Here is a 20,019-nt window from a genome sequence, read left to right as displayed (position 1 = left end):
AGCCCAGCACCACGACCGAGCACGAAACGGGACGAACCGCGCACATCTTGATGGATCACAAGGAAGTGTTCATAACGCGACACTCCGCGAGGAGGGCACGCAAAAGCCGGGCCCGGTCGTCTGGACGACCGGGCCCGGCTCCTCACGTCACACGGGACTCAGCGACCGGCGGTCACAGCAACCCGTCCCACATCTGCTCCAACAGCACCGACCACCAGCTCTCCGGCGAACCCAGCGCCGCGGGATCCAGCGCCGCCAACTGCGCCTGGAAGTCGACGGTCCAGCGGCCCGCCTGCTCCTGGTTCAGCCCGAACCGCAGCCGCCACATCCGGCCGAGCAGCGCCAGACAGCGCGCGAACTCCGGCAGACCGGTGTTCACGAACTGCGGCGGAACCGGCGCACCGCCCGGCCCGGCCTCCACCGGCACCGCGACGATGTTCGCCGTGCCGTACTGCACACAGATGGCCTTGCCGAAGTCGCTGCCCATCACCAGGTACGAGCCCGCGTCCGAGGCCGGCTGCACGCCCCGCTCCGCCGCCAGCTCCGCCAGCGTCGGCACCGGACGGCCCGGCTGGGCCTGCGCCCAGAAGAACGGCCCCATGTCCATCGGCAGCCCGGCCGCCACCAGCGTGTGCGCCACGACCGGCGGCACGCCCTGCCGGGACACCGCGGCCTGCTCGAACCGGAACACGCCCGGCCCGAACGCCCCGGCCAGCTCCTGCGCGACGGCCTCGGGCGGGACCGGCGGCGCCGGCTGCACCGGCGGGACCGGCACACGCACCGGCGCGGGACGCGCCGGACCGTCCGCCACCTGGTGCAACTCACCCTGATGGGCGAGCAGTTGCTGCATCCCCTGCTGCCGGCTCGCGTGGTCCGTGCCGTACGGCGCGATCGACGTGATCCGCGCCTGCGGCCACTGCTCCCGGATCATCCGCGCGCAGTAGGCACCGGGCAGCTCGCACGACTCCAGCTCGGTGTGCAGCTCCAGCACCTGGTCCGGCGGGACGTTCATGGCGCGCAGCTCGTGGAAGATCTGCCACTCCGGGTGCGGCGTACCCGGCGCCGAACGCCGGATCAGCTGCTGCTCGGAGCCGTCCTGCGCGCGGTAGCGCAGCACGGCCTGGTAGCCGGGGCCGACGATCGGCTGACCGGCGGGCTGCTGCGGATAGCCGTACGCGGGCGGCCGACCCGGCATTCCCGGCGGCGGCGTGCCGGGCGGCATCGCGCCGGGCGGCATCGGCGGAGCGCCGCCGGGCATGCCGGGCGGAGCCGGCGGCGGAGGCGTGCCGGGGCCGCCGACCGGCGGCGCGGCCAGCATGGTCTCCGCGTGGTGCACCGGCCCACGACCACCCGCGGTCCCCGGACCACCGGGCGCACCGGGAGGCACGGGAGGCTGCGGGGCACCCGGAGCACCGGGCGGTCCCGGCGGCTGCGGGGCACCGGGCACCCCGGGCGGGCCCGGAGGCTGGGGCACGCCGGGCCCGCCCGGCCCCATGGCACTCGGGTCGGCGAGCATCGTCGCCGCGTGATGGACACCACCGGGCGGCGTCCCACCGGGCGCACCGGGCACACCCGGCGGAGGCGTCGGCGCGCCGGGCGGAGGCGGGGGCGTCGGAGCACCGGGCGGAGGCGTCGGCGTGCCGGGCGGGGGCGGAGTCACCGGACCGCCGGGCCCTTCCGGGCCGAGCGACGACACCAGCTGCGTCGGTACGTCCCCCCCCGCCGGCGCCGCCGACGGAGGCGGCGGCGTGCTGCCGGGCACACCCGGGGCGCCCGGAGGCGGCGGAGTCGCCGAACCCGGCGCACGGCGCGGCGGCGGCGTCGCCTTGCTGGTCGCGGCGTCGGCGATGTCCCCGGCGTGCGGCGCGAGCGGCCGCTCCCCGGGCGCCGGAGCGGCCGGCGGCGGCGTCGGCACACCCGGCGCAGGAGTACCGGGCGCACCGCCCGGCCCTTGCGGGTAGCCGTACTGTGGCGCGCCCTGCCCCGCACCGGGCTCCTGCACCGCCGGCGCGACGGCCGTCGGCGGCAGCGCGCTGCCGCCCGCCATCAGCGCCGTCTGCGCCTCCGGCGTCGCCGGAGGCGGCGGAGTGCCGTCGCCGGGAACGCTCAACTGCGGCGCGAACACGGTCTCCGGCAGCGGAACGGAACGGTCCTCACCGGCGTCGGCGTTGGTGTCCGTACCGGCCCACGGAGTCGCCCCCGCGGCCACACCCGCCTCCGAACCGGAGTCGCTCCCCCCGGCCGCGGGCCACGCCGCACCGCTCCCCGCACCGGCGGGCACACCCGGCGCCGGAGTCCCACCCCCGACACCCACCCCCGAAGAACCCGAAGAACCCGAAGAACTTGAAGAACCCGAAGAGCCAGAAGAAGCCGAGGACCCCGCGGAACCAGCACCTGGATCAGCACCGGAACCCGACCCAGGAATCGAGCCCGAGCCCGAGCCCGACCCCGAGACCGATCCCGCATCCGACCCCGAAGCGGCCCCGGACCCGCCCCCCGAAACCGACCCCGCCGACTCCCCCCGCCGATCCGGAATCCCCAACCGGTCGGCCGCCTCCTGCAGCCACTCCGGCGGACTCAACAGGAACGACGTCTGGTTCAGATCCACCCGCGCCGCCGGCGCCGCCACCGGCTCCGACGCCGCCGCGTCACGGCCGTACTCCTCCTCGTACCGGCGGATCACCTCACCCACCGGCAGCGCCGGCCACAGCGTCGCCTCACCACTGTCCCGGGCGATCACCAGCCGCTGCGCACCCCCGTCCGAACGCGGCCCATCGGCACGGTCCTCCGCCCACACCACGAAACCGAGGTCGAACTCCCGCACCCGCACCTCACGATGCTGGTACGACGGCACATCGCCGTTGACCCATTCCTCCGCACGCTCCTGCGCCTGCGCGAACGTCACCATCGCCGAGCTCACTCCCCCGCGGAAGAAACCGGAACGGCACGCGCGAACCCGCCGTCCACCATCAGATTCGCCACCGTCTCCAACTCCGGCGGCGACCCCGCCAGACGCGACAGGAAGGCGTCGAAATCGTCACCGCACGGCAGCAGCAACCGCTCCACCCGCTCCGCCGGCGGCCACGACGGATCGACATCCCGCGCATCGTCGTACGCGCAGAACCACACCGACCCCTGCCGCTCGCCCCGCACCTTCACCGCCAGCAGACCACCCTGCACGAACCCGACACACAGGAAGTCCTTGGTCAAATGGTCACGCAGACACTTGTTGACGTACACCAGATCATTGACCGCCGCCTGGTCCCGCACCGTGAAGAACGGCTGATCGACCAGCAGACCCAGCTCCGCGTCCAACGCCGTCCCGACCGGCGCACACCCGCCCGCCGCCTTGAGGAACGACCGGTACGCACCCGGCAGCCGGTAACCGAGATCCTCCTCGACACCCTGCACCTGCGACTCCGTCACCGCCACACCCGACTTCGGCAGCCCGAAATGCGCCGGACGCGTCTCCTGCAACGGACGCGTCCCCCGCTTCCCCTGATCCACCGCCGACGTCGCCACACCCCCGTGATGCCGCAGCAACGCCTTCACCTCGACCGGCACCAGCTCCAGCCGCCGCGACCCCACCACGTGATGCCACGTCCAGCCGTGCGGCGTCGCCACCGCCGGAACCGTGTCCCACAACTCGTGCCCACTGGCCGCCAACGCCGCGTTCGCCGACACATAATCCGTCAGCCGCAACTCGTCGACACCGAAACCCTCCGGCGGCTCCGCGATCTCCGCGGCCGCACGCGCATAGGGCGAGAAATCCGGGTAACCACGCTCGTCCACCCGCACCCCCCTCGGATGCCGCGCCGCCCGCACCGGATCCGGGAAGTGCACGACCTGCCCGGCGTACGCCGCGTTCGGCGGCGCGGCGTGCCCCCCAGCCTGGCGGCCGGGAGGAACCCCCAGCCCGAGCCGACCTGTCGTCATGGCGGTTGCCCCCTGCGGCACTCTGTACGACCCGCGCCGCCCACCATCGGACCGCTACGGAACGTATTCGACTGTCACGTCTGTCTCGACTACTGACCACCACGACCCCACAGCCCTCGCACACACAATCGCGCGGATCACCGCAGGGATCGCGGTGCCGACAGCCTATGCGGTACGACCGCACGGGTCACCGGGCACCGGTCACCCACCCCTCCGCTTCCGTGACCACCCGTCACCCTCTCGTGACAGCTCACCCGAACCCGGGCGTGTCACCCGCCCCAGCTTCCGCATCAGGCCGGGCATTTGGCACTCTGTGACCTCCGGGGGGATGCTCGGGAGGGGATGATGATCATGAATGTCACGCAGACAGGGCCGCACACCGGCCCCTCCGGCGACCCCCGCTCCGGCGACCCCCGCATCGGCTGGAGCACCAACGACGCCCCCCACACTCCCCTCCTCCACCACCGCCGCGACGGCATCCTCCCCACCATCGCCGCCGCCCTCTCCGTCCGCGGCGCCACCCTCACCGGCACCCCCGCCCGCGGCGACACACCCCCCGCGCTCCACCCTCTCGTCCAGGACTTCCTGGACACCCTCACCAGCGACCAACGCGACCGCTTCACCGGCCGCTGCGCCGAAACCATCCTCATCTCCCGGCACATCACCACCGCCGACGCAGCCCGCAGCAAACGCGCCGCACGCAAACCCATGACCAACGGCGAAGCCCGCAAAGCACTCAAACACGCCAAACTCACCACCCGCCGCATCCGCGAGGACGGCGACCCCCTCCACGGCCGCTACGCCACCCCCTGCCGCGCCTGCACCGCCCTCAGCGCCCACTTCGGCGTCCGCCTCGTCGACCCCACCACCGACAACTGACCACCGCACCACCGAACGCCCCCGACGAACGAAGGGCAGATGCACACCGACCGCGCCCCCTCCCCGACCCCGCCCACACCGGGCGGCGCCACCCCACCCCGCTTCGCCGTACCCGTCGACGCCACCCTCCGCGCCGCCGGCTGGCAACCCGGACGCTGGGACATCAAACAAGCCGAAATCTGGGCCGACACCCTGCGCGACCACACCTCACCCGCCGGCCATCGACACGCCGTCTTCCCCGCCGCCGTCGAAGCCTGGGCCGAATTCGGCGGACTCCACCTCACCCCCACCGGCCCCGGACGCCAGGTCGCCCCCGCCACCCTCCACCTCGACCCACTCCACGGCCTCCACATGGCCCGCACCCTCGGCGACCTCGGCCGCGCCCTCGACACCGAAGTCAGCCCACTCGGCGCCGAAACCGACACCCAGGCCCTCCTCGCCATCGACCTCCAAGGCCGCGTCTACGCCCTCGACCACACCGGCGACTGGTACCTCGGCCCCACCGTCGACCACGCCCTCACCACACTGATCTCCGGCATCCAACCCACCCGCCTCACCACAGGCTGAACCAACCCGAAGAACCCGCCCCCGAACCGCACACCCGCCTACGACGCCGGAATCACCGCCGACACCCGAAAACCCCCAGCCTCCGTCGGCCCCGACACAAACACCCCACCCAAAGCCGACACCCGCTCCTTCATCCCCACCAACCCGTTCCCCCCGGACGGCAACCCCGCCGACGCCCCCACCTCCGGCGGCGGCTCGTTCTCCACCTGCATCGCAATCTCCGACACCCGATGCGCAAGCCGCACATACGTCTTCGCCCCCGCCGCATGCTTGTGCACGTTGGTCAACGCCTCCTGCACCACCCGGTACGCCGTCGACTCCACCTCCGGCGCATACCCCCGGCTCTCCCCCTCCACCGACAGATCCACCACCATCCCCGCAGCAGCCGACTGCCCCACCAACTCACCGATCTCCGACAAACACGGCCCCTCACCCGCCCCGTCGGACTCACCCACCGCACGAGACGCCGCGGCCGCAGCCGCCGCCCCCACCGCCGCCAACGGCACCGACGACCGCTCCCGCACCCGCCCACCGTCCGCCCCGGCCCGCAACACCCCCAACATCTCCCGCAACTCCGTCAACGCCTGCCGCCCCATGTCCCCCACCAAAGCGGCATTCCTCACCGCCTTCTCCGGATCCTTACGCGCCACCGCCTGCAACGCCGCCGCATGCACCACCATCAGACTCACCCGATGCGCCACCACGTCGTGCATCTCCCGCGCGATCCGCGTCCGCTCCTCGTTCCGCGCCCACTCGGCCCGCTCCTCAGCCCGCTCCGCGAGCAACTGAAGCTCCCGCTCCAAACTGTCCGCCCGCTCCCGCAAGCTCTCCATCAACCGCCGCCGCGCCCCCACATACAGCCCCAGCAGCAGCGGCGGAGCCGTCATCCCGAGCGCCGTCGTGATCGACGCGAACGGCACGATCCAGTCCTCGACCTCCAGGTCCTCCCGCGCCAGGTCCTGCCGCATCCGCACGAACATCACGATCAGCACACCGACCAGCTGCATCCCGGCCAACGAACCGATGATCCGCCGCGGCACCTCGGAAGCGGCCAGCGAGTACAGGCCGACCACACCCATCAGAAAGCCCATCGCCGCCGGCGTGACCGCGATCGCCACCAGCACCACCGCGATCGGCCACTTCCGCCGCACCAGCAGCACCACACCGGCCAGCAACCCGAAGACGACCCCCGCAGCCTCCGGAATCCCCGCCTCCCGCGCGAACGGAATCCCCTCCAGCCCGCACTCCACGGCGGACACCACCGCAAGCCCCGCGTCCAGCACCGCACTGCGGCGCCTCTCCCACCACCACGGCCCTCCCCGGGCCGTCACATGGTCTTCCCCCGTCGTGGTCATGAGTCCAGCCTACGGGCGCCCCCAACCGCTTTTCCGGCGAGTTTCCCCCACAAGTCGCCACCACAAAGCGTGACCATTCGGATGCGGTACGACTCGAAATCCCTCGAACTGCTGAACCGATCACCGTTCGACCAGGGAACACGCCATTCCGCCCGGACGGTATGCACGTGACACACACCAGGCAGATACGCCGACTTCGAAAGCCTGCGCCGACAGGCAGTGGAGCTACGACGGCGCAAGAACGTCGGCGACGGCTACCGGGGTTGCCTCGTGATCAGTGTCCTGCAAGGTGCCGAGCTGTACCGTCGCATCGAAGGCTGGCGGTACGGCATAGTAGGAGCTGTCCGTCCGGGCGATCCATCGAACCGGACACAGCTATCCCGGGTCGTCTAAGGGCAAGACGGTGTCTTTTGGTGTCACTTATGGGGGTTCGAGTCCTCCCCCGGGAGCCCATCAGGTGCGGGCCCTGACATTTCCGTCAGGGCCCGCACTCATGTCCCCCCACCAGCCCCCCGGTATCCTGCGGGTGTCAACCCCCACCCCATTACAGCCGAAGGGCATCCCGTGAGCGCCAACCGCCCGGCAGCCGTCGTCGTTCTCGCAGCGGGTGAGGGCACCCGTATGAAGTCGGCCACACCGAAGGTCCTGCACGACATCTGTGGCCGTTCCCTGGTGGGCCATGTGCTCGCCGCCGCCGGTGAACTCCAGCCGGACAACCTGGTCGTCGTCGTGGGTCACGCCCGCGAGAAGGTGACCGCCCACCTCGCCGAGATCGCCCCGGGAGTGCGTACCGCCGTGCAGGCGGAGCAGAACGGCACCGGGCACGCCGTGCGGATGGGTCTGGAGGAGCTGGGTGGTTCCGTGTCCGGGACCGTGGTGGTGGTGTGTGGTGACACTCCGCTGTTGACCGGTGAGACGCTGCGGCAGTTGTCGGCCACGCATTCCGCCGACGGCAACGCGGTGACCGTGCTGACGGCCGAGGTGCCGGATGCGACCGGGTACGGGCGGATCGTGCGGGACGACAGCGGTGCCGTCATCGCGATCGTGGAGCACAAGGACGCGTCGGAGGAGCAGCGGGCGATCCGGGAGATCAATTCGGGTGTGTTCGCGTTCGACGGGGCGTTGTTGGCGGATGCGTTGAAGCGGGTGCGGACGGACAACAGTCAGGGTGAGGAGTACCTGACGGATGTGCTGGGGATTCTGCGTGAGGCGGGGCATCGGGTGGGTGCTTCGGTGGCCGGTGATCATCGGGAGATCGCGGGGATCAACAACCGGGTGCAGTTGTCCGAGGCGCGTCGGATTCTGAACGATCGGGTGTTGACGGCTGCGATGTTGTCGGGTGTGACGGTGGTTGATCCGGCTACGACGTGGGTGGATGTGTCGGTGACGTTCGAGCAGGACGTGGTCGTTCATCCGGGTACGCAGTTGCATGGTGCGACGCATCTGGCGGAGGGCTCGGAGGTGGGTCCGAACTCGCGGTTGACGGATACGCGGGTGGGTGCGGGTGCGCGGGTGGACAACACGGTGGCGTTGGGTGCCGAGGTGGGTGCCGAGGCGACGGTGGGGCCGTATGCGTATCTGCGTCCGGGGACGCGTTTGGGGCGCAAGGGCAAGATCGGTACGTATGTGGAGACGAAGAACGCGTCGATCGGTGAGGGTACGAAGGTTCCGCATTTGTCGTATGTGGGGGATGCGACCATCGGGGAGTTTTCGAACATCGGTGCGGCGAGCGTGTTCGTGAACTACGACGGACAGGACAAGCATCACACGACGGTGGGGTCGCACTGTCGGACCGGGTCGGACAACATGTTTGTGGCACCTGTCACCATTGGGGACGGTGCTTACACGGCTGCCGGCTCGGTGATCACGAAGGATGTGCCGCCGGGTTCGTTGGCTGTGGCCCGTGGTCAGCAGCGGAATATCGAGGGTTGGGTGGCTCGGAAGCGTCCGGGGAGCGCTGCCGCGAAGGCTGCCGAGGAGGCTTCTCGGGGGTCGGCCGGGGAGGGCTGACCGGATTCCGCTGCGTCAGACACGGCGTACGGTGATAAGTGCACATCCGCACCCCCACCTGCTGCGACACCTCTGAGGAGAAAGTGCTGTGACCGGGATCAAGACGACCGGGGAGAAGAAGATGATGTTCTTCTCCGGCCGCGCCCACCCCGAGCTTGCCGAGGAGGTCGCCCACCAGCTGGGTGTCGGGGTCGTCCCGACGAAGGCCTTCGACTTCGCCAATGGCGAGATCTATGTGCGGTATCAGGAGTCGGCCCGTGGTGCCGACTGTTTCCTGATCCAGAGCCACACTGCTCCGATCAACAAGTGGATCATGGAGCAGTTGATCATGATCGATGCGTTGAAGCGTGCGTCGGCCAGGTCCATCACTGTCATCGTGCCGTTCTACGGTTACGCGCGGCAGGACAAGAAGCACCGGGGTCGTGAACCGATTTCGGCGCGTCTGATCGCGGATCTGATGAAGACGGCGGGCGCGGACCGTCTGCTCACGGTGGATCTGCACACGGATCAGATCCAGGGATTCTTCGACGGGCCGGTGGATCATCTGTTCGCGTTGCCGCTGCTGGCGGATTACGTGGGCGCGAAGGTGGACCGGGAGAAGCTGACGGTGGTGTCGCCGGACGCGGGTCGTGTCCGGGTGGCGGACCGTTGGTGCGACCGGTTGGGTGCGCCGTTGGCGATCGTGCACAAGCGGCGTGACAAGGACGTGGCGAACCAGGTCACCGTGCATGAGGTGGTCGGTGAGGTGAAGGGCCGCGTGTGTGTGCTGGTGGACGACATGATCGACACCGGTGGCACGATCTGTGCGGCGGCGGATGCGTTGTTCGCGCATGGTGCGGAGGACGTGATCGTGACGGCGACGCACGGTGTGCTGTCGGGTCCGGCCGCGGACCGGTTGAAGAATTCGAAGGTGAGTGAGTTCGTGTTCACGAACACGCTGCCGACTCCGGGTGAGCTGAGTGAGAGCCTGGACAAGATCAAGGTGTTGTCGATCGCGCCGACGATTGCGCGTGCGGTGCGTGAGGTGTTCGAGGACGGTTCGGTGACGAGCCTGTTCGACGAGCAGTAAGGGTTCTGCGTCGGGGTTCCTGTGGGGTCCCGGTGATCGTTTTGGGTGCGGCCTCCCGGTCCGAGTAGACTGATGCAGTTGCTCGGCGAGGGAGGCCGTGCTGCTTCTTCGGAAGTCGGTGCGGTGGTCCGTTATCGACGCGCTCTTCGTAGCAGGCCGTTCGTGGCCGGGTGACCACGTCCGTTTCTGACTTCGAGGAGTGAGTATGTCCGAGGTGAAGATCTCCGCCGAGACGCGCAGCGAGTTCGGCAAGGGTGCGGCCCGTCGTATCCGTCGTGACAACAAGGTTCCGGGTGTGCTGTACGGGCACGGTTCGGACCCGCTGCACCTGACGTTCCCGGGCCACGAGCTGCTGCTGGCGCTGCGTACGCCGAACGTGCTGATCGCGCTGGACATCGACGGCAAGTCGAGCGAGCTGGCGATTCCGAAGTCGGTGCAGCGTGACCCGCTGAAGGGTTTCCTGGAGCACGTGGACCTGCTGCTGGTCAAGCGTGGCGAGAAGGTTCAGGTCGAGATCCCGGTGCAGACCGAGGGTGAGCTGGCTCCGGGTGGTTACCTGCTGGAGCACGTTCTGGACGCGCTGCCGGTCGAGGCCGAGGCGACGCACATTCCGGAGAGCGTGACGGTGTCGGTGGAGGGCCTGGAGGCCGGTGCGTCGATCCACGCCAAGGACATCGCGCTGCCGAACGGTGTGACGCTGGCGGTGGACGAGGACGCCGTGGTGCTGCAGGTGCTGGCCGCGCAGGCCGAGGAGGCGCCCGCCGAGGGTGCCGAGGAAGAGGGCGAGGCGGCCGCCGAGGCCTGATTCCTCTCGTAGTCGTCGTTTCGTCGGCCGCTGTTCCCGTGCGGGGCAGCGGCCGACGTGTATGAGGACGCGTGGGTGCGTGTGGGTGCGTGGGCGTGGGTGCGTGGGTGCGTGGGGCGCGGTGGTGGCGCGTATGAAGGAGGCATGGACGTGACGACGGATGCGGCGGCGGGTGCGGTGGGGCCCTGGCTGATCGTGGGGCTGGGCAATCCGGGGCCGGAGTATGCGATGAACCGGCACAACGTGGGGTTCATGGTGGCGGATCTGCTGGCGGAGCGGATCGGTGGCCGGTTCAAGCGTGCGGGCAAGGCTCAGGCGCAGGTGGTGGAGGGTCGGATCGGGCCTGCGGGGCCGGGGAGCCGGCGGGTGGTGCTGGCCAAGCCGATGTCGTACATGAATCTGTCGGGTGGGCCGGTGAATGCGTTGCGGGAGTTCTACAAGGTTCCGGTGGCGCAGGTGGTGGCGGTTCATGACGAGTTGGACATCGACTTCGGGACGTTGCGGCTGAAGTTGGGTGGCGGGGACAACGGTCACAACGGGTTGAAGTCGTTGACGAAGGCGTTCGGGCGGGAGTACCACCGGGTGCGGTTCGGAATCGGGCGTCCGCCGGGGCGGATGCAGGTGGCGGATTTCGTGCTGAAGGATTTTTCGTCGGCGGAGCGCAAGGAGTTGGACTACTTCGTGGACCGGGCGGCGGATGCGGTGGAGTGTCTGGTGATCGAGGGGTTGGAGCGGGCGCAGGGTTCGTACAACTCCTGAGGCGTGGCTTGCGTGCCTGGTGGTGTGGCGGGTGTGGTGGGGTGATGTGTACATCGGCTGACTTGTCCCCCGTGGCGGCCCGTGGGAGTTGACCGATCGCAAGGTCATGGCCAAGGATCGCGGCCATGCCTTCTGCGGTCAGCTCCTCCGGTGGTGCGCGCGCCGTGCTGCGGTTCGGCCGGTTCGCGGCGATGGGTGTGGTGACGGCGCTGATCCTGATCGCGGGCGTGTGGGCGTCGTGGGGGACGGCGCAGCACGCGATGCTGACGAAGGGGCGTGAGCGCGGCACGGTTGCCGTGACGCGGTGCGGTGCGGAGGCGTGTACGGGGCGGTACAGCCCGTTGTCGCAGGGGTCGCAGCCGCGGGCCGAGGTGGTGCTGGAGAACTCGGTGGCCGTGGAGGAGGGGCGGACCTACACGGTGGTGTTGAAGCCGGGTGGCCGGGAGGCGGTCCGTTCGGGTCCTGCCGGGGTGCTGCACGCCTGGGTGCCGTTGGGTGGGGCGCTGCTGCTGGCGTCGGTGGTGGTGGCGGGCGGGTTGTTGCGGACGCGGCCGGCGTGGGTGCTGGCGCTGTCGGGGACGGCGCTGCTGACGGCGGCTTTTCTGGTGGTCTGAGGGGGTTCGCCGATGCTTCGGGGGTGTGCCGGGGGGTGTGTGCGGCGGCCCGGTGTGTGAAGCATTTGTGCGTTGCACGTTCGTGCTTGACGTGGGGTCAGGGAGACAGGACGCTGAATCGCCCCCTCCACATCTTCCCCGTCGTCACTCGAAGATGGACTGCCTCATGCGTACCCCTGTTCGCGTCGGCGTATTCGCCGTCGCGCTCTCTGCCGTTGCCCTGACCGCTCCCGCCGCGCACGCCGCGCCGGGTGACGACGGCACGGTCAAGATCCACGACGTCTCGACCGGTGAGGAGCAGCGCCGCAACGAGCCGCACGTGTGCGACTTCTACCTGGACGCCTTCGGTTTCGATGCCGGTCAGCAGGTCGACTGGCGTATCGAGGTGTGGGCCCCGACGGCCGGCACCAAGGGTGAGACGGTGCTGTCGGACAGCCTGGTCCTGGACGCGTCCGGTCACGGCCGCACCGAGGACCTGTCGCTGCCGGACGGCCACTACAAGCTGTTCTGGAACTTCGACGGCGAGAAGGGTTCGGCCAAGCACAAGGTGTTCTGGTCGGACTGCGAGGGCGGGAAGGAGTCCGAGGAGCCGGGCGGCACGCCGTCCGCCTCGGCGTCCGCGTCCGCGTCGGCGCCGGCTGCGTCCGAGCCTGCCGCTTCCGTGTCCGCCTCGTCCTCGGCCGTCCCGGTCGCGGAGTCGTCCGCGCAGGGCGGTTCCGGTGACCTCGCCGAGACCGGCAGCGGTGCCCCGGTGGGTCTGCTGGCCGGTGCGGCGGCCGCGCTGCTCGCCGTGGGCGGTTTCCTGATGTTCCGCCGCCGGAGGTCCGCCGCCTGACGCCGGTCCCGACGGCACAACAGGGGTGCCCCCGAGCTCGTACGCGGCTCGGGGGCACCCCTTTCGTCGTGGGTCAGCCGGTGTTGCGCAGGCCGGCCGCCACGCCGTTGACGGTGAGCAGCAGGGCGCGGGAGAGCAGCGGGTCGGGCTGTTCTCCGGCGGCCGCGGCGTCCCGCTGGCGCTTGAGGAGGGCCACCTGGAGGTAGGAGATGGGGTCCAGGTAGGCGTCGCGGATGGTGAAGGTCTGCTTCAGGACCGGTGTGGCGTCGAGGAGTTCCTTCTCTCCGGTGACGCGCAGCACCTCGGCGACGGTCAGTTCGTGCTCGGCGCGGATGGTGTCGAAGACGTGCTTGAGGTGGTCGGGCACGAGGGTGTCGACGTAGTGCTGGGCGATGCGCAGGTCGGTCTTGGCGAGGGTCATCTCGACGTTGGAGATGAAGTTGCGGAAGAAGTGCCACTGCTCGTGCATCTCGTCGAGCACGGTGTCCAGTCCGGCCTCGCGCAGTGCCTTGAGGCCGGAGCCGACGCCGTACCAGCCGGGGACGATCTGCCGGGACTGGGTCCAGCCGAACACCCACGGGATGGCACGCAGTCCGTCGAGCGAGACGCCCGAGCCGGGGCGGCGGGAGGGCCGCGAGCCCAGGTGCAGGTCGGCGAGCTGGTCGACCGGTGTGGAGGCCAGGAAGTACGTCGGCAGGTCGGGGTCCTCGACCAGCTTGCGGTAGGCGGTGTGGGCCGCGTCGGAGACGACGTCCATGGCGGCGTCCCAGCGGGCGAGGGCCTCGTCGGACTGGCGGGGGGCGGTGTGCAGGGCGGAGGCCTGGAGGGTGGCCGCGACGGTCAGCTCCAGGTTCTCGCGGGCGAGGGCCGGGATGAGGTACTTGTCGGAGATGACCTCGCCCTGTTCGGTGACCTTGATCTCGCCTTCGAGGGTGCCCCAGGGCTGGGCGAGGATCGCGTCGTGGGTGGGACCGCCGCCGCGGCCGACGGTGCCGCCGCGGCCGTGGAAGAGGCGCAGGCGTACGCCGTAGCGGTGGGCGACGTCGCGCAGGCGGCGCTGGGCGCGGTGGATCTCCCACTGGCTGGTGGTGATGCCGCCGAACTTGGAGGAGTCGGAGTAGCCGAGCATGACCTCCTGGACGTCGCCGCGGAGTGCGACGAGGCGCCGGTAGGAGGGGTCGGCGAGCATGTCCTCGAGGATCGTGTCGGCGGCCTTCAGCTCGTCGGTGGTCTCCAGCAGCGGCACGATGCCGATCTTGGCCCAGCCGGCGTGGAGGTCGATGAGGCCGGCCTCGCGGGCGAGGACGGCGGCGGCGAAGACGTCGTCGGCGCCCTGGCACATGGAGATGATGTACGACTCGATGACCTCGGGGCCGAAGACCTCAAGGGCCCGCTTGACGGTCTGGAACACGCCGAGGGTCTTCTCGCCGGCCGCGTCCACGGGTGCGGGGGTGGGGGCGAGGGGGCGGCGGGAGCGGAGTTCCTTGGCGAGGAGCTTGGCCCGGTAGTCGCGGGGCATGTCGGCGTAGCGCCAGGATTCCTCGCCGAGCCGGTCGAAGAGCTGGCCGAGGGCGTGGTGGTGGGCGTCGGCGTGTTCGCGGACGTCCATGGTGGCGAGCTGGAGACCGAAGGCGGCCAGGGTGCGGATGGTGCGGGCGAGGCGGCCGTCGGCGAAGAGGCCGCCGCGGTGCTCGCGCAGGGACGCCTGGATGATGCGCAGGTCGGCGAGGAGTTCGGCGGTGCCGAGGTAGTCGCGGCCGGGCTCGTGCGGGGTGCCCTTGGCGAGGCGGAGCTTGGTGTTCTCCAGCTTCTGCCGGATGCAGGTGGCCTTGAGCCGGTAGGGCTCCTCGGCGTTGAGGCGCTTGTAGCGGGGGCTGATCTCGGGCAGGGCGTCGAGGTCGGCCTGGAGGGAGGTGAGGAGTTCGTCGGTGGCGCCTGCGTAGCGGATGGAGTTGGAGAGGAAGCCGCGCAGTTCGTCGATCATCTCCAGGGCGTCGTTGATGCCGTGTTCGTGCTGGAGGATGAGGACGTCCCAGGTGACCTGGGGGGTGACGTTGGGGTTGCCGTCGCGGTCGCCGCCGATCCAGGTGCCGAAGGTGAGGGGGCGGGTGTCGTCGGGGAGGTGGACGCCGACGCGTTCCAGTTCGGCGGTGAGGTCCTCCAGGACGTCGCCGACGGCGCCGGCGTGCAGCTCGTCGAGGTAGTAGATGGCGTTGCGGGCCTCGTCGGCGGGTTCGGGACGGACCACGCGCAGTTCGTCGGTCTGCCAGACGAGGTCGATGTTCTCGGCGAGCCGGGTGTCGAGGCGGCGCCGGTCGGCCTCGATGACGGGGGTGTCGAGGAGGGCGGCGATGCGGCGGAGCTTGTTGAGGACGGAGCGGCGGGCCGCTTCGGTGGGGTGGGCGGTGAACACGGGCCGCACGGTGAGGTTGCGGACGGTTTCGCGCAGGTGTTCGGGGTCGGCGTCCTTGAGGCGGTCGGCGGTGCGGGAGAGCAGTCCGCCCTCGGCGGCCCGGCGGGCGCGCAGTTCCCGGCCGCGGTGCACCTGCTCGGTGACGTTGGCCAGGTGGAAGTAGGTGGAGAAGGCGCGGACCAGCTTCGCGGCGGTCTGGAGTTCGGTACCGCGCAGCAGCTCGGCGGCGGCCTCGCCGTCCTCGCGGGTGAGTCGGCGGACCTTTTCGACGAGGTCGAGGAGTTCCGGGCCCTCCTGCCTGACCAGGGTCTCGCCCAGGAGGTCACCCAGCCGGCGGATGTCGGCACGCAGCTCGCTGCTCGTGGTCGCCGTGGATACGGTCTGGTCGTCGGCACTGCTCACAGGTGCGGCTCCTTGCAGTGTTGAAGCTCGTCTGGGAGGGAACCCGGACGGCGTCTCGCACGGCGTGCACCGCCTGCGGGCCGGACGTCCGGGAAGAAATCAGAGCGGACCGCGCTGTCCGACCGACTTCAAGGATAGGTGTCGACCCGGACGCGCTGGCTCACGGGCTCTTGCCGCCGAGCGACGCACTGCCATACTTACGATGCCGTAGGTTACGGAACCGTAGGAACGCTGTGCGGTCCCGACGGCCCGGCACCACCCCCAGTCCACATACCCCACAGGGGACACGCATGACCTCACGCTCCGATGTGCTCGACGAAGCGCCGAAGCAACCCCGGTCCGACGACGCCGTAGCCTCCGCCACGCTCGGCGGTGAGCGCAAGCGTTCCATCGAGCAGATCACACTGCTGCTCTTCATCACCGTCCCGTTCCTCGCGCTGGTGGCGGCGGTGCCGCTGGCCTGGGGCTGGGGGGTGAGCTGGCTGGACCTCGGTCTGCTGGTGTTCTTCTACTACCTGGGATGCCACGGCATCACGATCGGCTTCCACCGGCATTTCACCCACGGTTCGTTCAAGGCGAAGCGGCCGCTGAAGATCGCGCTGGCGATCGCCGGGTCCATGGCGGTCGAGGGGCCCCTGGTGCGCTGGGTGGCCGATCACCGCAAGCACCACAAGTTCTCCGACGCCGAAGGCGACCCGCATTCGCCGTGGAAGTACGGGGAGACGGTGCCGGCGCTGATCAAGGGCCTGTGGTGGGCGCACATCGGCTGGATGTTCGACGAGGAGCAGACGCCGCAGGACAAGTACGCACCGGATCTGATCAAGGACCCGGCGCTGCGTGCGATCTCCCGGCAGTTCGTCCTGTGGACGGCGCTGTCGCTGGCGCTGCCGGCGCTGATCGGCGGCCTGGTCACCATGTCGTGGTGGGGCGCGTTCACCGGCTTCTTCTGGGGCTCCCTCGTGCGGGTGGCGCTGCTGCACCATGTGACGTGGTCGATCAACTCGATCTGCCACGCGGTCGGCAAGCGTCCGTTCAAGTCGCGGGACCGCTCGGGCAACGTGTGGTGGCTGGCGGTGCTGTCCTGCGGTGAGTCCTGGCACAACCTGCACCACGCCGACCCGACGTCCGCGCGGCACGGTGTGGAGCGGTGGCAGCTGGACTCCAGCGCCCGGCTGATCCGCTGGTTCGAACAGCTGGGCTGGGCCTACGACGTGCGGTGGCCGTCACGCTCCCGTATCGATTCCCGCCGCAACACCGCGGAAGGCGGCTCCCGGCAGGGGAAGGAGTCCGTCGAGGCGGCATGATGGTCGCCGTGGCGACCGACTCCAGCAGCACCCCGAGCAATGACAAGCCGCGGCGAGCGCGTCGCACCCGGATGACCGGTGCGGAGCGCCGCCAACAGCTGCTGGAGATCGGCCGGACCCTGTTCGCGGCGAAGGGCTTCGAGGGCACGTCGGTGGAGGAGATCGCGGCGAAGGCTGGGGTCTCCAAACCGGTGGTGTACGAGCATTTCGGCGGCAAGGAGGGCCTGTACGCGGTGGTGGTGGACCGGGAGATGCGTCGTCTGCTGGACATGGTGACCGGCTCGCTGACCGCCGGCCATCCGCGCGAGCTGTGCGAACAGGCCGCGTTCGCGCTGCTGGACTACATCGAGGAGTACACGGACGGTTTCCGCATCCTGGTCCGTGACTCCCCGATCCCGCAGTCGACGGGTTCCTTCGCGTCTCTCATCTCGGACATCGCCACCCAGGTGGAGGACATTCTGGGCCGCGAGTTCAAGAGCCGCGGCTTCGATCCGAAGCTGGCCCCGCTGTACGCGCAGGCGCTGGTGGGGATGGTGGCCCTGACCGGCCAGTGGTGGCTGGACGTGCGCAAGCCGAAGAAGGCGGAGGTGGCGGCGCACCTGGTCAACCTGGCCTGGCACGGCCTGGACGGCCTGGAGCCGAAGCCGCGGCTGATAGGTCACCGGAAGTCCTGACCTTCCGCGGCGCCCCGTCCCGCCTGCGTGCGGGCGACCGCGAAGACCCGGCGGAAGCGGAACGGGGTGCCGTGGGGGCCGGCCGGGTAGGCGGCCCGCAGGGCGGTGCGGTACTCGGCGAGGAAGGCGTCCCGCGCCTCGGGGTCGTCGGCGAGGGCGGTCAGCACGGGCCGCAGGGTCGTCCCCTCGACCCAGTCCAGGACCGGGTCCTCGCCGGTCAGCAGGTGGACGTACGTGGTCTCCCAGGCGTCGGTGGTGCAGCCGAGCGCGGTCAGGCGCTCCAGGTAGTCCTCCGGGCGGAGCACCGCCTCCTGGTGGCGCAGGACGCCGGACAGGCGGTCGCGGCGGCGCGGGGAGGCGGCCAGGTCGCGCAGCAGGGTGTGGCTGGGGGCGTCGAAGTTGCCGGGCACCTGGAAGGCGAGGGTGCCGCCGGGGGTGAGCCCGGAGATCCAGTCGCGGAACCGCTGCGCGTGCCCCGGCACCCAGTGCAGCGCGGCGTTGCTGACGATCAGGTCGTACGGCTCCTCGGGCGTCCAGGTGCGGAGGTCGGCGTGGACGAAGTCCAGCCTGCCGGTCCCGTGGTCGGCGCGGGCCCGGTCGAGCATCTCGGGCGAGTTGTCGTATCCGGTGATCCGGGCGGTGGGCCAGCGGTCGGCGAGGAGCGCGGTGACGTTGCCTGCACCGCAGCCGAGGTCGGCGATGCGGGGCGGGTCGCCGGGGAGTTGCGGGACGCGGGCGAGCAGGTCGGCGAAGGGCCGGGTGCGGTGCCCGGCGTGACGCAGGTACTGGGCGGGGTCCCAGGTGGGGTCGGTGGCGGCCGCGGACATGGATGCCTCCCGGTGCGGTGCGGAGTGCCGGGTACCCAGCGTCTCCGCCCTACCATCTCGACGTCAAGATGCTCGACATCAAGAGACTTCACATCGACACAACCACTACACTGATCGCCATGGAGGACGAGGTCGATCGGCTGGTCGCAGCGTGGCGCCGGGAGCGCCCGGACCTCGACGTGGAACCGCTCGAGGTGCTCAGCCGGGTGAGCAGACTGGCCCGGCACCTGGACCGGGCGCGCCGGCTGGCCTTCGCCGAGCACGGCCTGGAGTCCTGGGAGTTCGACGTCCTGACCGCGCTGCGCCGCGCGGGCACCCCGTACCAGCTCTCTCCGGGGCAGCTTCTCACCCAGACGCTCGTCACCTCGGGCACGATGACCAACCGTATCGACCGCCTCGCCAAGAAGGGCCTGGTGGAGCGGCTGCCCGACCCCAGTGACCGGCGGGGCGTCCTGGTGCGCCTCACCGACGAGGGCCGCGACCGTGCCGACCAGGCGCTGGCCGGGCTGCTGGACCAGGAGCGCGCGATCCTCGCCGAGCTGAGCCGCGCGCAGCGCGGCGAACTGGCCGGGCTGCTACGCCGGCTGACCGCCCCGTTCGACAACATCCCCGGATAGGTCGACGGGCCCGACGCCCGCCCGCCGGGCCAGGGCCACCGCGGCCAGCGTGGAGTGCACGCCCAGCTTCCCGAGGACGTTCTGCATGTGGGTGCGCACGGTGTGCGGGGACAGGTACAGGCGCTCGGCGACGGCCTTGCGCCCCAGTCCCGCGACCATGCACCGCAGCACCTCCCGCTCGCGCGGGGTGAGGGACTCCACGAGCCGTTCGCTCTCGGTGCGGTGCTTGCGGGTGGCGGTCAGTTCGCGCAGTACGCCGGTGAGCAGGGCGGGCGGCAGATGCGTCTCGTCGCGCAGCACGCCCCGGATGACGGTGAGCAGCCGGCTCAGCGAGCAGTCCTTGGCGACCCAGCCGGAGGCGCCCGCCTGCAGCGCGACCGCGGCGCGGCCCGCGTCGTCCTTCTCCGCGAGGACCACGAGACGCACCTGCGGATACGCCGAGCGCACGCCGGTGACCAGCGAGATCCCGTCGACCAGGCCGTCCTCGTCGCCGGCCTGCACGGGCACGGCCGGCCGGCCGCCGGGCGCCGTGCCGCCCAGGTCGGCGTCGACGAGCAGCACGTCGAACCGCCGCCCCTCCGCGGCCGCCCGTTCCAGGCAGCGCAGCGCGGCCGGGCCGCTGCCGGCCGCCGACACTTCGACGTCCGGCTCGGCGGCCAGGGCCGCGGCCAGTGACTCGGCGAAGATGCGGTGGTCGTCGACGACCAGGACACGAATGCGTACCACGAAACCCCCTTCCCCGAACTCCTCGCGGAGCAGGGGACTTACCCCGATCGTCAAAGGACGACACCGGCGCGGGTACGGCGCCGAGGCCCCTGCCACTCATCCGGTGAACGCGGGACGGGCCGTCGCGGCCGCACGGCCGCCGCCGCGCGACAGCCACCACCCCACCCCGGACGCCGTACCCGACTGTCTCGCCCCCTGAACGGCGCCGGCCCCCACCGGCGCTGTGT

Annotated in this window: 17 protein-coding genes and 1 tRNA gene; 12 read left to right on the top strand and 6 right to left on the bottom strand. The window is 70.6% G+C overall.

Annotation, left to right across the window (positions count from 1 at the left end; genetic code table 11):
• Positions 1 to 172: 172 nt before the first annotated feature.
• Both FGW31_RS20485 and FGW31_RS20480 read right to left on the bottom strand, forming a co-directional pair.
• Positions 173 to 2,908 carry an SUKH-4 family immunity protein gene (locus FGW31_RS20485; protein WP_142194888.1) on the bottom strand — a complete coding sequence of 912 codons (2,736 nt, stop codon included), beginning with the start codon at positions 2,906 to 2,908 and terminating at the stop codon, positions 173 to 175.
• An 8-nt stretch (positions 2,909 to 2,916) separates the two neighbouring features.
• Positions 2,917 to 3,936: an SMI1/KNR4 family protein gene (locus FGW31_RS20480; protein WP_142194887.1), complete on the bottom strand. Its 1,020-nt coding sequence runs from the start codon at positions 3,934 to 3,936 to the stop codon at positions 2,917 to 2,919.
• Positions 3,937 to 4,287: 351 nt separating this feature from the next.
• Between FGW31_RS20480 and FGW31_RS20475 the strand changes: the two genes are divergently transcribed.
• The gene (locus FGW31_RS20475; protein WP_142194886.1) at positions 4,288 to 4,815 is read left to right on the top strand and encodes a YwqJ-related putative deaminase; all 528 of its coding nucleotides are present in this window, start codon (positions 4,288 to 4,290) and stop codon (positions 4,813 to 4,815) included.
• A gap of 39 nt (positions 4,816 to 4,854) precedes the next feature.
• The gene (locus FGW31_RS20470; protein ID WP_142194885.1) at positions 4,855 to 5,382 is read left to right on the top strand and encodes an SUKH-3 domain-containing protein; all 528 of its coding nucleotides are present in this window, start codon (positions 4,855 to 4,857) and stop codon (positions 5,380 to 5,382) included.
• 38 nt (positions 5,383 to 5,420) lie between these two features.
• On the opposite strand, the gene FGW31_RS20465 is transcribed toward FGW31_RS20470, so the two are convergent.
• Positions 5,421 to 6,737, bottom strand: coding sequence for a sensor histidine kinase (locus FGW31_RS20465; RefSeq protein ID WP_142194884.1), 1,317 nt, complete (start codon positions 6,735 to 6,737; stop codon positions 5,421 to 5,423).
• A 378-nt stretch (positions 6,738 to 7,115) separates the two neighbouring features.
• Here FGW31_RS20465 and FGW31_RS35075 point away from each other — a divergent pair.
• The 7 genes from FGW31_RS35075 to FGW31_RS20435 all read left to right on the top strand — a co-directional run bounded on the left by FGW31_RS35075 (position 7,116) and on the right by FGW31_RS20435 (position 12,829).
• A tRNA-Gln gene (locus FGW31_RS35075) sits at positions 7,116 to 7,186 on the top strand.
• A 115-nt stretch (positions 7,187 to 7,301) separates the two neighbouring features.
• Positions 7,302 to 8,747, top strand: coding sequence for a bifunctional UDP-N-acetylglucosamine diphosphorylase/glucosamine-1-phosphate N-acetyltransferase GlmU (glmU, locus tag FGW31_RS20460; RefSeq protein WP_142194883.1), 1,446 nt, complete (start codon positions 7,302 to 7,304; stop codon positions 8,745 to 8,747).
• A gap of 88 nt (positions 8,748 to 8,835) precedes the next feature.
• Positions 8,836 to 9,816, top strand: coding sequence for a ribose-phosphate diphosphokinase (locus tag FGW31_RS20455; protein ID WP_142194882.1), 981 nt, complete (start codon positions 8,836 to 8,838; stop codon positions 9,814 to 9,816).
• Between the two features lie 205 nt (positions 9,817 to 10,021).
• The gene (locus FGW31_RS20450) at positions 10,022 to 10,621 is read left to right on the top strand and encodes a 50S ribosomal protein L25/general stress protein Ctc (protein WP_142194881.1); all 600 of its coding nucleotides are present in this window, start codon (positions 10,022 to 10,024) and stop codon (positions 10,619 to 10,621) included.
• A 144-nt stretch (positions 10,622 to 10,765) separates the two neighbouring features.
• Positions 10,766 to 11,380: an aminoacyl-tRNA hydrolase gene (pth, locus tag FGW31_RS20445; RefSeq protein ID WP_142194880.1), complete on the top strand. Its 615-nt coding sequence runs from the start codon at positions 10,766 to 10,768 to the stop codon at positions 11,378 to 11,380.
• A gap of 125 nt (positions 11,381 to 11,505) precedes the next feature.
• Positions 11,506 to 11,994, top strand: a complete 489-nt coding sequence (locus FGW31_RS20440; RefSeq protein WP_142194879.1) for a hypothetical protein — start codon at positions 11,506 to 11,508, stop codon at positions 11,992 to 11,994.
• Between the two features lie 166 nt (positions 11,995 to 12,160).
• Positions 12,161 to 12,829, top strand: a complete 669-nt coding sequence (locus tag FGW31_RS20435; RefSeq protein WP_142194878.1) for an LPXTG cell wall anchor domain-containing protein — start codon at positions 12,161 to 12,163, stop codon at positions 12,827 to 12,829.
• Positions 12,830 to 12,902: 73 nt separating this feature from the next.
• Here the strand turns inward: FGW31_RS20435 and ppc are convergent, their stop codons facing one another.
• Positions 12,903 to 15,644 (bottom strand): phosphoenolpyruvate carboxylase, encoded by a 2,742-nt coding sequence (gene ppc / locus FGW31_RS20430; RefSeq protein WP_142194877.1) that lies wholly within the window; start codon positions 15,642 to 15,644, stop codon positions 12,903 to 12,905.
• 290 nt (positions 15,645 to 15,934) lie between these two features.
• On the opposite strand from ppc, the gene FGW31_RS20425 reads away from it, so the two are divergent.
• Together FGW31_RS20425 and FGW31_RS20420 are read left to right on the top strand one after the other, a co-directional pair.
• Positions 15,935 to 16,948, top strand: coding sequence for an acyl-CoA desaturase (locus FGW31_RS20425; RefSeq protein WP_142194876.1), 1,014 nt, complete (start codon positions 15,935 to 15,937; stop codon positions 16,946 to 16,948).
• A complete protein-coding gene (locus FGW31_RS20420) occupies positions 16,945 to 17,622 on the top strand; it encodes a TetR/AcrR family transcriptional regulator (RefSeq protein ID WP_030870343.1) in 678 nt (225 codons plus the stop codon). Before FGW31_RS20425 ends, FGW31_RS20420 begins: the two co-directional genes overlap by 4 nt.
• On the opposite strand, the gene FGW31_RS20415 is transcribed toward FGW31_RS20420, so the two are convergent.
• On the bottom strand, positions 17,607 to 18,449 hold the full coding sequence (locus FGW31_RS20415; protein ID WP_142194875.1) for a trans-aconitate 2-methyltransferase: 843 nt from the start codon (positions 18,447 to 18,449) through the stop codon (positions 17,607 to 17,609). The two genes, FGW31_RS20420 and FGW31_RS20415, sit on opposite strands and share 16 nt — an antisense overlap.
• A 119-nt stretch (positions 18,450 to 18,568) precedes the next feature.
• On the opposite strand from FGW31_RS20415, the gene tamR reads away from it, so the two are divergent.
• Complete coding sequence (gene tamR, locus FGW31_RS20410) at positions 18,569 to 19,066, top strand: MarR family transcriptional regulator TamR (protein WP_142194874.1); 498 nt, start codon at positions 18,569 to 18,571, stop codon at positions 19,064 to 19,066.
• Here the strand turns inward: tamR and FGW31_RS20405 are convergent.
• The gene (locus tag FGW31_RS20405) at positions 19,025 to 19,792 is read right to left on the bottom strand and encodes a LuxR C-terminal-related transcriptional regulator (protein WP_142194873.1); all 768 of its coding nucleotides are present in this window, start codon (positions 19,790 to 19,792) and stop codon (positions 19,025 to 19,027) included. The genes tamR and FGW31_RS20405 overlap by 42 nt on opposite strands.
• Between the last annotated feature and the right edge of the window lie 227 nt (positions 19,793 to 20,019).

Source organism: Streptomyces calvus, from assembly GCF_006782915.1.
In the GTDB taxonomy this organism is placed as follows: Bacteria; Actinomycetota; Actinomycetes; order Streptomycetales; family Streptomycetaceae; genus Streptomyces; species Streptomyces calvus.
This window is presented reverse-complemented; position numbering and strand designations above follow the sequence as displayed.